This window comes from Micromonospora sp. RHAY321, assembly GCF_023896955.1.
Taxonomy (GTDB): Bacteria; Actinomycetota; Actinomycetes; order Mycobacteriales; family Micromonosporaceae; genus Micromonospora.
In genome coordinates this window covers 73,325-86,902 of record NZ_JAMHIW010000017.1, presented here as the reverse complement: position 1 = coordinate 86,902, position 13,578 = coordinate 73,325, and the positions used below count along the sequence as shown (strand labels likewise).

The window sequence follows — 13,578 nt, the reverse complement described above, 5'->3', positions numbered from 1 at the left end:
CTGGTCGACGGGGGTGGCGTCGGCCACCCCGGACATGCACAGATCTAAATGGACGGACGTGAACTGCGGGGAGCCTGGCGGTACCGGGCAGTTGACCGTCCGGGCGGAGCCCGCGCGGTTCGCGCCGGGGCTGGCTATGGTCGTCGGGTGAACCGACTCGCCACCGCCACCAGTCCGTACCTGCTCCAGCACGCCGACAACCCCGTCGACTGGTGGCCCTGGTGTGACGAGGCGTTCGCCGAGGCGAAGCGGCGGGACGTGCCGGTGCTCATCTCGGTCGGTTACGCGGCGTGCCACTGGTGCCACGTGATGGCGCACGAGTCGTTCGAGAACGAGCACGTCGGCGCCCTGCTGAACGACGACTTCGTGTCGATCAAGGTGGACCGCGAGGAGCGCCCGGACGTCGACGCGGTCTACATGACCGCCACGCAGGCGATGACCGGTCAGGGCGGCTGGCCGATGACCGTCTTCGCCACCCCGGACGGCACCCCGTTCTTCTGCGGCACCTACTTCCCGCGGGCCAACTTCGTCCGGTTGCTCCAGTCGGTCGCCACCGCCTGGCGGGACCAGCGCGAGGAGGTGCTGCGCCAGGGCAGCGCGGTGGTCGAGGCGATCGGCGGCGCCCAGGCCGTGGGCGGCCCCAGCGCGCCGCTGGACGCCCCGCTGCTCGACACCGCGGCCGCCACTCTGGCCAGCGAGTACGACGCGACGAACGGCGGGTTCGGCGGCGCGCCGAAGTTCCCGCCGCACATGAACCTGCTCTTCCTGCTGCGCCACCACCAGCGCACCGGTGACCCGCGCAGCCTGGAGATCGTCCGGCACACGGCCGAGGCGATGGCCCGTGGCGGCATCTACGACCAGCTCGCCGGCGGTTTCGCGCGGTACTCGGTGGACGCGCACTGGACGGTGCCGCACTTCGAGAAGATGCTCTACGACAACGCCCTGCTGCTCCGGGTCTACACCCAGCTCTGGCGGCTGACCGGCGACCCGCTGGCCCGTCGGGTGGCCCGGGACACCGCCAGGTTCCTCGCCGACGAGCTGCACCGGCCGGGGGACGGGTTCGCGTCCGCGCTGGACGCCGACACGGAGGGCGTCGAGGGGCTCACCTACGCCTGGACGCCGGCCCAGCTCGTCGAGGTGCTGGGCGAGGAGGACGGCCGCTGGGCCGCCGACCTGTTCGCCGTGACCGAGGAGGGCACCTTCGAGCACGGCATGAGCGTGCTGCGGCTCGCCCGGGACGTCGACGACGTGGCACCCGAGATCCGGGTCCGCTGGCAACAGGTGGTGGGACGGCTGCTCGCCGCCCGGGACTCTCGTCCCCAGCCGGCCCGTGACGACAAGGTGGTGGCGGCCTGGAACGGGCTGGCGATCACCGCCATCGCCGAGTTCCAGCAGGTCGCCGCGCTGTACGCGTCGCCGCAGGACGAGGACGCCAACCTGATGGAGGGCGTCGTCATCGTCGCCGACGGCGCGATGCGCGACACCGCCGAGCACCTGGCCTCGGTGCACCTGGTGGACGGCCGGCTGCGCCGGGTCTCCCGGGGCGGTGTGGTCGGTGCGCCGGCGGGCGTGCTGGAGGACTACGGCAGCGTGGCCGAGGCGTTCTGCGCCCTGCACCAGCTCACCGGCGAGGGCCGCTGGCTCACCCTGGCCGGCGGGCTGCTGGACACCGCGCTGGAGCACTTCGCGGCGCCGGGCGGCGCCTTCTACGACACGGCCGACGACGCGGAGCGGCTGGTCACCCGCCCGGCCGACCCGACCGACAACGCCACCCCGTCCGGCCGGTCCGCGCTGGTCGCCGGGCTGGTGGCGTACGCGGCGCTGACCGGGGAGACGCGCTACCGGGAGGCCGCCGAGACGGCGCTCGGCACCGTCGCGCCGATCGTCGGGCGGCACGCCCGGTTCACCGGGTACGCGGCCACGGTCGGCGAGGCGTTGCTCTCCGGGCCGTACGAGATCGCCGTGGCGACCGACGACCCGACCGGCGACCCGCTGGTGGCGGCTGCCCGTCGGCACGCCCCGCCCGGGGCGGTGGTCGTGGCCGGGCGCCCGGACCAGCCCGGTGTGCCGCTGCTCGCCGACCGGCCGCTGGTCGACGGCCGGTCCGCCGCGTACGTCTGCCGGGGCTTCGTCTGCCAGCGCCCGGTCACCTCGGTCGAGGAACTGGTCGCCGAGCTCGGCTGAGCGCCCCGCCGGTCGACCGGGACGGTTGCCCGGTGTAGTGCCCGGGAGGGTGCCCGCACCCGCGTCGGGGCGGCGCGCCGGCATCGTCCGGACGGGGCGACGGCAGAGCCCAGGCCCTCCCGGTGGCCGTGTCGGCGGCCCGGATAGGCTGGCCGCGCTATGGATTCCCGTACCGGTCTGCCCGTTGTCGGAATGGTGGGCGGCGGCCAGTTGGCCCGGATGACCCACCAGGCCGCGATCGCCCTCGGCCAGTCACTGCGTGTGCTCGCAGCCGCCCCCGACGACGGCGCGGCGCTGGTCGCCGCCGACGTCCAGTACGGCGACCACACCGACCTCGCCGCCCTGCGCACCTTCGCCAAGGGCTGCGACGTGGTCACCTTCGACCACGAGCACGTGCCCACCGAGCACATCCGCACGCTGGCGGCCGAAGGCGTCACCCTGTACCCGCCGGCGGACGCACTGCTGCACGCCCAGGACAAGCAGGTCATGCGGGAACGCCTGACCGAGCTGGGCGCGCCCAACCCGGCGTGGCGGCCGGTCGGCGAGCCTGCCGACCTGGTCGGCTTCGGGGAGCAGGTCGGCTGGCCGGTGGTGCTCAAGGCGGCCCGGGGCGGCTACGACGGCCGGGGAGTCTGGCTGGTCGACGACGCCACCCAGGCCGCCGAGCTGGCACAGACGCTGCTCGCCGGCGGCACGCGGCTGATCGTCGAGGAGCGGGTGCCGCTGCTCCGGGAGCTGGCCGTGCAGGTGGCCCGCTCGCCGTTCGGTCAGGTGGCCGCGTACCCGGTGGTCGAGACGGTGCAGCGGGACGGCATCAACGTGGAGGTGCTCGCCCCGGCGCCCGGCCTGGACGAGGAGCTGGCGGTCGCCGCCCAGCAGCTCGCCATCGACCTGGCCACCGCGCTCGGCGTGATCGGCCTGCTCGCCGTGGAACTCTTCGAGGTACGTGACGCGGCCGGCCGCCCCGCGATCGTGGTCAACGAGCTGGCGATGCGTCCGCACAACTCCGGGCACTGGACCATCGAGGGGTCCCGGACCTCCCAGTTCGAGCAGCACCTCCGGGCGGTCCTGGACTACCCGATGGGCGACACCGCGCTGGCTGCCCCGGTCGTGGTCATGGCGAACGTCCTCGGCGGCGAGCCGGGCGGGATGTCGATCGACGAGCGGCTGCACCACCTGTTCGCCGCCGAGCCGGGGGCGAAGGTGCACCTCTACGGCAAGCAGGTGCGACCCGGCCGCAAGATCGGGCACGTCACGGTGCTCGGGGACGACCTGGACGACGTACGGGCGCGTGCCGCGCGTGCCGCCCGCTGGCTGCGCGAGGGGCACGAGTGAGCCCCGCGGTCGCGAACGAAGAGGGGACCGCGGTGACCACCGTCGGGCTGATCATGGGCAGCGACTCGGACTGGCCGACGATGCGGGCCGCCGCCGAGGTGCTGGACGACTTCGGGGTGCCGTACGAGGTCCGCGTGATCTCGGCGCACCGCACCCCGATCGCGATGATCGACTACGGTCGCGACGCCGTCGAGCGGGGCCTCAAGGTCATCATCGCGGGTGCCGGCGGTGCGGCCGCCCTGCCGGGCATGGTCGCCTCGGTGACCCCGCTGCCGGTGATCGGCGTGCCGGTGCCGCTGAAGCACCTCGACGGCATGGATTCGCTGCTGTCCATCGTGCAGATGCCGGCCGGGATCCCGGTGGCGACCGTGTCGATCGGCAACGCCCGCAACGCCGGCCTGCTGGCCGTGCGCATCCTCGGGGTCGCCGACGAGCACCTGCGCGCCCGGATGGCGACGTACCAGCAGGACCTGGAACAGCTCATCACCACCAAGGACGCCGCCCTCCAGGCCACCCTGCGCTAAACCGGCACGCTCATCGCAACCGACGTACGAACCCGGCACGCTCACCGTGCCCACTCACGCAGGCCCCATGACCCTCCGTTTCATCTCATGCCGCGTAGCGCGGTCTGGAGACGTTCCTGGGCGCGGCGGCGGCGTTCGTTGCTGGCGCCGAGGATCAGCAGCAGGATGCCGACCGGGATCAGCGCCAGCCACGGGCCGAGGCTGAACAGCGCGTGGATCGCGGCGATGGCGGTGACCGACGCGCCGACGATCACCGGTGCCTGCTGTCGGCTGGACGAGCCGAAGATCAGCACCGCCACCGCGCCGAGCAGCAGCAGCATCTGCCGCAGCGTGCTGGATTCGGTGGCCAGCACGATGGCCAGGGTCGGCACGAACGCGGCGACCAGCGCCGGCCCGTACGCCACCCAGCTGCTCATGTCCGGCCGATGGCGCAGCTCGAGGACCCCGACGAGCAGGGCCAGTGCGGCGAACGGCAGGGTGTACGCCTCGGGCAGCGCCACGTCGGCGACCCGCATGAGGATCCACCAGGCGGTGATCTCGCAGACCACCACCGCCCAGAAGAGGATCCGGCGCTCCACCGGCCGCCGACCGGGTCGGGTCGCCGCCACGCCGAGGACCGCGCCCCAGGCGGCCAGCAGGGCGGCGATGTGCCGGGGCGAGTCGAAGGCGAGGGCGAGGGCGATCAGTGCCGCCGCGTACCCGCTCCACTCCACGGTCGAGGCCTCACGTTGCGCTTCGGGCCGTCGCAGGCGGGGCAGGGTCGCGGCGAACACCTGCAGTGCCGCCCCGACCGCGAGCACCCCGAATGCGGACCAGACGGCGGCCAGGCCGGCGACCAGACCGGCGGTGAGCACGAAGAGCTGCGCCATCAGCGATGCGAAGAGCCAGCCGAGGATGCGCGCCCGCTGGGTGGTGCCGTAGAGCGCGGCCACGGCACCCACGCCGACCGCGCTGCCGAGGGTGAACAGGGTCATGTCCTGCGTGGCCAGGCTGCCGGCCAGCCCGGCGCTGCCGGCCGCCAACCCGATGACGAACACCAGCACCCGGGCCAGCCGTAGCGAGCGGGCCGGCTCGACCAGCGGCGGCGGCGGGGTCAGCGCGAGGCCGAGCATCGCGATGGTGAAGACGGAGAGCGCGGCGACGGTGCTCGCCGGCCAGCCCCTGCCCAGCGCGATGGGCGCGATCAGCAGCGTGACGGCGGCGCCGGGCAGCACCACCGGAACGGCCCGGGACCGTCGGCCGCCGCTGAAGCCGGTGGCGGCCAGCGCCGCGGTCGCGGTGAGCAGCAGCGCGGTCAGCACGTGGGTCGGGTCGACCACGTCCGGGGGTGGGGTGAGCAGCTCCGGTGGCGGTCCCTGCCAGATGCGGGTCAACGTGCGGTGCGGCTCGACCAGGGCGGTGACCAGGGCGGGTGCGATCGAGGCGAGCGCCAGGGCGGTCGGCAGGGCCGCCGCGGCCAGTGCGCCGGCGGACGGGCTGACCCGCCACCGCCGCCGGTCCGGGTCGTCCGGCAGACGACGCATGGCGCCGCTGAGCAGCACCGCCCAGCGGCGTACCGGTTGGGCCGAGCCGGTCGGCGGCACGGTGGCGGCCCGGATCAGCTCGGCGAGTACGCCGAGCAGCGCGGCGGCGGCCGCGTAGACCCCGGCGGCGAGGTTGGTGGGGATGGCGGCGAGCGCGCTGATGGTGGCCCCGCCGACCACGGCCACGCTGACCCAGGGCAGGTACTGCGGCACCTGCCGGCGGACCGCGGCCACGGCGGCCAGGCCGAGGCTGGACGCGGCCAGAGCGGCGGTCAGCACCACCTGGGCCGAGTGCTGGAACTCGGCGGCCAGTGCCGCCACCGAGCCGGGGAGGGCGAGCAGCGCGGCACCGGCCGCCGCGCCGCCGATCTGTGCCAGGTGTGGTGGCATCCCCTCGGTCTCGATGTCGGTCACCTGTGGCCCCGCCAGTACGCGGGCCAGCGTGGCCACCACCACGCCGATCAGCGCGATGCTGCCCAGCGCCAACGCGGTGGTCCAGGGTCGGACCAGGCCGGCGCCGGCCGCGTGCAGCGCCACCACCCCGGCCACGGTGGCCCGCGACAGCCCGGCCCGGGCCTCCTCGGTGGCGACCGCGGCCATCCCGAAGACGGTGGCGACCATCCCGCCGATCAGGACCGGCGACCACCAGGGCAGGTCGAACGCGGCCGGGGCACCGATCGTGGCGAGCACCACGGCGGCGCCGGACACGTCCCACCGCCAGGGCGGCGGGAGCAGGATGCCGGCGGCGACGGCCAGCAGCGCCAGCGCGATCGGGGCCTGCCAGGTGGCGCCTCCGGTGGGCGCGGCCGGCCAGCCGGTCAGGTCGCCGTCCCAGATCGGGCCGGGGGTGGCCAGCACGCCCAACCCGCCGCGCAGCGCCGTCCAACCGGCGAGCACGCCGATCAGGAGGCCGCCGACGGTGATGCCGAGGATCGGCCCGCGCCGCCACTCCTCGGGCATGGCGCGGGCGCCCACGGCGACGACCAGCACCAGGCCGGCCGCCACCGCCAACTGCCCGCCCGGGGTGAGCACCGCGGCGATCCGGACCAGCGTGGCGATCAGGGCCGTGGTCACCGCTGCGGCGGCGAGGTCGGAGCCGTCGAGGGTGAGGTCGGAGCGGCGCCCGGCGTCGATCGACGGAGCCAGGAAGAGCAGTACCGCGGCGACCAGCAGGAGTGCGCCGACCCAGGCGTCCGCGACGGTCGCCCCGGGTGCGCCGAAGGCGGCGGCGGTGACCACCAGCGCGCCCAGACCGGTGCCGACCGACAACGGTGCCGGGATGCGCCGCTGGGAGACCTGCACCACGGCGGCGTAGCCGAGGGTCACGCAGACGGCGAGGAAGCTCGCCGCCAGCACCGGGACGGTCACCTCGCGGAGGCTGGTCGGGGTGGGGGTCGGGTCGGTCGGCACGGTGGCGGCCACGAACGCGGCGACCGCCCCGGGCAGCGCGAAGGCGGCACCCCCGGCGGCCCACGCGGTGACCGTGTCGGAGGCGGCGGAGGCGATCCGGACCCGGGGTGCCAGCGCGACCAGCGCGCCGGCCGCGAAGAGGGTGAGCAGGACGGCGGCGGTGAGCGTCGGGCCGACCAGGCTGGCACCCGCACCGAACAGGCCCACCACGGCGGCCCCGACGCCATGCGCCAGCGCGGCCCGGCTGGTCCGCGCGGAGAGGCCGGTCACGCCGATACCGACAGCGGTGAGCACCATCGGCCAGGGTGCCACCGCCCAGCCGAGACCGAACGAGGCCGGAACGGCCAGCGCGGTCAGCGCCGCCCCGGCGACCGCGAACTCGCGGCGGATCTCCGGCGGCAGGGCCAGCACCGCGGCGATGGTGAGCAGGAACGCGGCGGCGGCGAGCTGCCAGGTGGTGGGGCCGACCGCGGCGGCCAGCTCGGCCTGGTACCGGTCGAGGTCGGCGCCCCAGGCGGGCAGTGCCGCCCGGACCGGGGCCACCCCGGCACGCAAAGCGCCCCCGGCGACCACCAGCCCGCTGACGGTGAGCGCCACCGCCGAGGCGACCTGCGGGCCGCGCCGGGCGGCCTCGGGGACCGCGCGTACCGCCAGCCCGGTCACCGTGATGACCGCCGCGATCAGCAGCAACGACCGGCCGGGCAGGGCGACCGAGGCGATCCGGCCGAGTGCGCCGATCACGGCCAGGGTGAAGATGCCGGCCGCGACGTCGGGCAGTGGGGGACGGCGCAGCACCAGGGCGCCGGCCAGCCCGACCGCGGCGGCCAGCAGCAGCACGGCTCCGGCGCCGGTCGCCGCCGGCACGGTCTGGGCTCGGAGCAGGGCGGTGACCGCGTACGCCAGGGCGACGGCGACGGCCACCGCGTGCAGCGCCCAGATCAGCTCGCGCAGCCCGGGCACCGGGCGGACCGGCCTGGTGTCGGCGGTCCCGGTGCTGGCGTCGACCACCTCGGCGGCCTCCTCCGGGTCGGCCTCGGGTCGGCTCTCGGCGCTGCGTTGGCGGGGTGCCGGGGGCGTGCCCGGCTCCGGCAGGTCCTGCCGGACGGGCCGCTCCAGGGCCACTCCGGTGCGGGTCAGCCACAGGTCGACGAGGGCGACCAGGGTCAGCACCACGGCCCAACCGGCCGGCCCGGTGATCCGCTCGTACGCCAGCAGCGGCAGGACCGGCTGCGCGGCCAGGACGGTGGCGAACCGGGGTGTGCGCAGACCCGTCCAGCGGGCGTACCCGAACGCGACGGCGGCGGTGACCGCGAAGATCACCCCGGCGAAGACCGCGCCGGAGGCGCCGCCGTTGCCGATCCGGTCGACGGCCCAGAGGGCGTTTCCGGCCAGCGGCACCAGCAGCAGGCCGACCGCGGAGATCGTCTCGGCGGTCGAGGTCAGCCCGCGTCGGGCCAGCGCCGGTGGGGCGAGCAGCATCAGGACGGTGGCGAGGACCAGGATGCCGAGCCGGGCCAGCGCGTCCATCGAGCTGGTCGCCACCGCGGCGAAGACCACCGCGGCCACGCCGAGCAGCAGCGCGCCGAGCCCGAGGGGGATGTTCTGCACCTCGCGGGAGGACGCCTCCGGTGGGTGCTCCGGGTCGTCGGCGTCCAGCCAGGACGGCCGGGGCGGGGGCGGCGGAGGGTCCTCCGGGGCGGGCGGGGTGTTCTGGCGGGGCACCCGGGGCGGTGCGCCGGTGGTGGCGGTCGGTGGCCGGCGGCCGGGACGACGGCGCAGGACCCTGCGTGGCCGGGTGGCCTGCTTGAGTCGTTCCTCACCGGCGTGCGCGAGGATGTCGCGCTGGAAGAGCGCGGCCTGCATCTTGGCGGCGATCTGCCGCTGTTCGCGGGCGATGGCGGCGTCGCGCGCCTTCATCTCCGCGATCGAGCGCTCGATGTCGGCCAGGTGCTCGACCCACTGAGGCTGATCCGCTCCGCAGTGCGGGCAGCGGACGGCCGGCTTGATCTCCCGGCCGCACGAGGAGCACTGAAAGGTCGCCACGACACCCCTCCACCCGCACTGTGGACATCCACTGTCGCAGCATGCCCAAAGCTGGCGCGGATTACGACACTTGTCGGCGGGTCCGGGGCAAACAACGACACCGGCCGGCCACGGAGGAATGCTCCGCGACCGGCCGGTGGGGTCGGATCCGTCAGGGGCGGCCCATGCCCCGGTACTCCCAGCCGGCCTGGGTCCACAGTGCCGAGTCGAGGCAGTTGCGGCCGTCGACGACCTTGCGGCCGGCGACCAGCTCGCCGAGGGCGACCGGGTCGGCGTTGCGGAAGTCGGCCCACTCGGTGAGGACGCAGACCAGGTCGGCGCCCGTGACCGCCTCGTTGATGCCTTCCTCGTAGGTCAGCTCGGGTACGGCGCGCCGGGCGTTCTCGGTGCCCTGCGGGTCGTACACGTGCACGTCGGCGCCGGCCTTCTGCAGCAGCGCGGCGACGGCGAGCGCCGGGGCGTCGCGGACGTCGTCGGTGTTGGGCTTGAAGGTGGCGCCCAGCACGGCGATCCGGGTGCCGGAGAAGTCCGGGCCGGCCGGCCCGGAGCGACGGCCGAGCAGGTCGGCGGCGAGCTGGAGCACCCGGGTACGGCGGCGCAGGTTGATCAGGTCGACCTCGTGCAGGAAACGCAGCGCCTCGCCGGCGCCCAACTCCTGCGCCCGGGCCTGGAAGGCGCGGATGTCCTTGGGCAGGCAGGCGCCGCCGAAGCCGAGACCGGCCTGGAGGAACCGGTTGCCGATGCGGGGGTCGTAGCCGATCGCCCGGGCGAGCTGGGTCACGTCGCCGCCGGATGCCTCGCAGACCTCGGCCATCGCGTTGATGAAGGAGATCTTGGTGGCCAGGAAGGCGTTCGCGGCGACCTTGACCAGCTCGGCGGTGGCGAAGTCGGTGACCACCAGGGGCACCTCGCGGTCCTCGGTGGCGGCCAGGTCGAAGACGCCCTTGTGCGCGGCGTAGAGCATGCCGTTGGCCCACTCGCTCTTCACGCCGACCACGATCCGGTTGGGGCGCAGCACGTCGTCGACGGCGAAGCCCTCCTGGAGGAACTCGGGGCTCCACGCCACCTCGACGCCCAGGTCGTTGGGGGTGTGCTTGCCGACGAGCTGCTCCACCCACTCGGCGGTGCCCACCGGCACGGTCGACTTGCCGACGATCAGCGCCTTGCGGCTGAGGTGTTGCGCGAGGCTGGTCACCGACGCCTCGACGTACGACAGGTCGGCGCCCATCCCGTCGGCGCGCTGGGGGGTGCCGACGCAGATGAAGTGGACGTCGCCGAAATCGGCGGTCTCGGCGATGTCGGTGCTGAAGCGCAGCCGGCCGGCGGCCAGGTTGCGCTTCAGCAGCTCGTCCAGGCCGGGCTCGTGGATCGGCACCTGACCGGCGTTGAGCATCGCGATCTTGTCAGCGTCGACGTCGAACCCGAGCACCTCGTACCCCAGCTCGGCGTAGCAGATGGCGTACGTCGCACCGAGGTAACCGGTCCCCAGGAACGTCACCCGCGGCCGAGGCGCACCCGAGGGCGGCGTCACCGCGGCGATGGCGGGGGTCGGCTGGATGGTGGGATAGGGGATCGTCACGCCTGTCTTCTCCGCTCGCACTGGCGGCGCTTCGTCGCGTCGCATTTTGCTGCGGCGCCTGGCCGGGCACCGGAGGGTGGCTCAGTTGTCTTCTTCCATCATCGCCCAGCGGCGTGGGTGCTCCGTCATGCCTGTACCTACGCGCCGGTAACATCACCTGAACTGCAGTCGCTAGTCTTCAGTCTGCGCGGTCGGCGGTCAGGAGACGCCACAGACTGCGCATGATAGCGGTGAAGGGGAGGGGCCGACATGGCCGCAGGGGAGTCGTTCGACGTCTACCGGTTGCCCGAGGAGCACGTGGCGATCCGGGAGGCGGTGCGCGAGGTCTGCACGGCGAAGGTGGCCCCGCACGCCACCGAGGCCGACGAGACCGGTGAGTTTCCGAAGGCGTCCTACGACGCGCTGCGGGCGGCTGACTTCCACGCGCCGCACATCCCCGAGGAGTACGGCGGCGCGGGCGCGGACGCGCTGGCCACCGCCATCGTGATCGAGGAGGTGGCCCGGGCCTGCGCGTCCTCCTCGCTGATCCCGGCGGTCAACAAGCTCGGCACGATGCCGCTGCTGTTGTCCGGTTCCGAGGAACTCAAGCGCCGCTACCTCACGCCGGTCGCGGCCGGCGACGCGATGTTCTCGTACTGCCTCTCCGAGCCGGAGGCGGGCAGCGACGCGGCGTCGATGACGACCCGCGCGGTACGTGACGGGGATCACTGGGTGCTCAACGGCGTGAAGCGCTGGATCACCAACGCGGGCGTCTCCGAGTTCTACACCGTCTTCGCGGTCACCGACCCGACCGCCCGGTCGCGGGGCATCTCCGCCTTCGTGGTCGAGAAGTCCGACGCCGGCGTGAGCTTCGGCGCCCCGGAGAAGAAGCTCGGCATCAAGGGCTCGCCCACCCGCGAGGTCTACCTGGACAACGTGCGGATCCCGGCGGACCGGATCATCGGCGCGGAGGGCACCGGTTTCGCCACCGCGATGAAGACCCTGGACCACACCCGGGTCACCATCGCCGCCCAGGCCGTCGGGATCGCGCAGGGCGCGCTCGACTACGCCAAGGGGTACGTGGCCGAGCGCCGGCAGTTCGGCAAGGCGGTCGCCGAGTTCCAGGGCGTGCAGTTCATGCTCGCCGACATGGGCATGAAGCTGGAGGCGGCCCGGCAGCTCACGTACGCGGCGGCCGGCAGGTCGGAGCGCGGCGACGCGGATCTGACCTACTTCGGCGCGGCGGCCAAGTGCTTCGCCTCGGACGCCGCCATGGAGATCACCACCGACGCGGTGCAGCTGCTCGGTGGCTACGGCTACACGCGGGACTACCCGGTCGAGCGGATGATGCGGGACGCCAAGATCACCCAGATCTACGAGGGCACCAACCAGGTGCAGCGGATCGTCATGGCCCGGCAGTTGCTCAGCGGCATCGTCTGACCACCACCTGATCGAGCCCGACCGCCCCACCGCCGATCGGCGGTGGGGCGGTCGTCGTGTGCACGTGAGTCCCCACACAGTCGCCATGTCACAGGGCTCTGCGACGTTGGGGGAAGACAGAATCACAGAGCCCCATCGACCGCCACCACGCTCGCTCGTTCCCCCGCTGCCCACCGTCGGGCACGCCCAACGACGTCTGTCAGCCCCGCAGAGAGATCGAGATGATGAAGCAGTTGGTGGAGAAGACCGGCACCAGCGACCCCTCCGCAGCCGAGCCGGAGGCGCTGCCCGGCGACCTGATGACCAACCGTCAGCGGGCGCAACTCGTGCTCGTGCTGGGCGCGATGATCGCGATCGGGCCGCTGACCATCGACATGTACCTGCCGGCGCTACCCGCCATCACGACGGGCCTGCACACCACCGAGACCGCCGTGCAGTTGACGCTCACGGGCACGCTGCTCGGCCTCGCGCTGGGCCAGCTGCTGATCGGGCCGCTCTCCGACGTGGTCGGTCGACGGGCGCCCCTGCTGGCCGGGCTGGCCGCGCACATCGTGGCCTCCGTGCTGTGCGTCTTCGCACCCAACATCGCCGTGCTCGGCGTGCTGCGCGTCATGCAGGGGCTCGGCGTCGCGGCCGCCACCGTGGTCGCCACGGCCGTCGTACGCGACCTGTTCAGCGGCGCCGCCTTCGCCCGGATCTTCTCCCGGCTGATGCTGGTCATGGGGCTGGCGCCGATCCTCGCGCCGACGCTGGGCAGCGGGCTGCTGCGCTGGACCGAGTGGCGGGGCGTCTTCGCGGCGCTGGCGGTGCTGGGGGCGCTGCTGATCGTCGTCGCCGCGCTGCGGTTGCCGGAGACCCTCCCGGTCGCGCGTCGTCGCCACGGCGGGGTGGGAGCGACCCTGCGCGACTACCGGTGGCTGCTCAACGACCGGGCCTTCGTGGGTCTCGTGCTGGTCGCCGGGCTGGCCATGGCCGCGCTGTTCGCGTACGTCTCGGGGTCGTCCTTCGTGCTCCAGGACCAGTACGGCCTCGACGAGCAGGAGTTCGGCCTGGCCTTCGGGGCGGGTGCGGTCGGCCTGATCGCGGCCACCCAGTTCAATGTCCGGCTGCTGCGCCGGTACACCCCGCAGCAGATCCTGATCAGCGCCCTGATCGGTGGGACGGCGGCCGGGCTGCTGCTGGTCATGTTCGCCGCGACCGGCTTCGGTGGCCTGGGCACGCTGCTCGCGTCGCTGTGGCTGGTGCTGGCCGCGGCGGGTCTCGCCCTGCCGAACGCGCCGGCGCTGGCGATGACCCGGCACAGCGAGGCCAGCGGGACAGCCGCGGCGCTGCTCGGGGCCGTGCAGTTCGGCGTCGGCGCGTTGTCGGCGCCACTGGCCGGCCTGTTCGGCACCGGGAGTGTTCCGATGGCGATCGTGATCGCGGGCGGCATGGCCGCGGCGACGCTGGTCATGCTCCTCGTCGTGCCCCGCGCCACCCTCGGCGCCGTCGACGGCGACCTGGCCGTCGCCCTGCACTAGATCGCACTGGGGGTAGGGGGCGGGCCGGTTACCCGGCCCGC

General features: G+C 74.0%; 7 protein-coding genes. 5 read left to right on the top strand and 2 right to left on the bottom strand.

Annotated features, from left to right (window positions below; all coding sequences use genetic code 11):
- Positions 1–147 precede the first annotated feature (147 nt).
- The 3 genes from M8C17_RS26610 to purE all read left to right on the top strand — a co-directional run bounded on the left by M8C17_RS26610 (position 148) and on the right by purE (position 4,043).
- Positions 148–2,184, top strand: coding sequence for a thioredoxin domain-containing protein (locus M8C17_RS26610; protein ID WP_252419296.1), 2,037 nt, complete (start codon positions 148–150; stop codon positions 2,182–2,184).
- Between the two features lie 159 nt (positions 2,185–2,343).
- Complete coding sequence (locus tag M8C17_RS26605) at positions 2,344–3,519, top strand: 5-(carboxyamino)imidazole ribonucleotide synthase (protein ID WP_252419295.1); 1,176 nt, start codon at positions 2,344–2,346, stop codon at positions 3,517–3,519.
- A gap of 32 nt (positions 3,520–3,551) precedes the next feature.
- On the top strand, positions 3,552–4,043 hold the full coding sequence (purE, locus tag M8C17_RS26600; RefSeq protein WP_252419341.1) for a 5-(carboxyamino)imidazole ribonucleotide mutase: 492 nt from the start codon (positions 3,552–3,554) through the stop codon (positions 4,041–4,043).
- A gap of 80 nt (positions 4,044–4,123) precedes the next feature.
- Here the strand turns inward: purE and M8C17_RS26595 are convergent, their stop codons facing one another.
- Both M8C17_RS26595 and M8C17_RS26590 read right to left on the bottom strand, forming a co-directional pair.
- On the bottom strand, positions 4,124–9,019 hold the full coding sequence (locus tag M8C17_RS26595; protein ID WP_252419294.1) for an SCO7613 C-terminal domain-containing membrane protein: 4,896 nt from the start codon (positions 9,017–9,019) through the stop codon (positions 4,124–4,126).
- A gap of 151 nt (positions 9,020–9,170) precedes the next feature.
- Complete coding sequence (locus M8C17_RS26590) at positions 9,171–10,598, bottom strand: UDP-glucose/GDP-mannose dehydrogenase family protein (protein ID WP_252419293.1); 1,428 nt, start codon at positions 10,596–10,598, stop codon at positions 9,171–9,173.
- A 249-nt stretch (positions 10,599–10,847) separates the two neighbouring features.
- Here M8C17_RS26590 and M8C17_RS26585 point away from each other — a divergent pair, with 249 nt between their 5' ends.
- Positions 10,848–12,017 (top strand): acyl-CoA dehydrogenase family protein, encoded by a 1,170-nt coding sequence (locus tag M8C17_RS26585; protein WP_252419292.1) that lies wholly within the window; start codon positions 10,848–10,850, stop codon positions 12,015–12,017.
- Between the two features lie 299 nt (positions 12,018–12,316).
- Positions 12,317–13,537 carry a multidrug effflux MFS transporter gene (locus tag M8C17_RS26580; protein WP_252419340.1) on the top strand — a complete coding sequence of 407 codons (1,221 nt, stop codon included), beginning with the start codon at positions 12,317–12,319 and terminating at the stop codon, positions 13,535–13,537.
- The last annotated feature ends 41 nt before the right edge of the window (positions 13,538–13,578 follow it).

Excerpts from the sequence above, each read along its gene's own strand:
- M8C17_RS26605 (WP_252419295.1), top strand. The coding sequence starts at position 2,344 with ATGGATTCCCGTACCGGTCTGCCCGTTGTCGGAATGGTGGGCGGCGGC.
- M8C17_RS26585 (WP_252419292.1), top strand. The coding sequence starts at position 10,848 with ATGGCCGCAGGGGAGTCGTTCGACGTCTACCGGTTGCCCGAGGAGCAC.
- M8C17_RS26580 (WP_252419340.1), top strand. The coding sequence starts at position 12,317 with ATGACCAACCGTCAGCGGGCGCAACTCGTGCTCGTGCTGGGCGCGATG.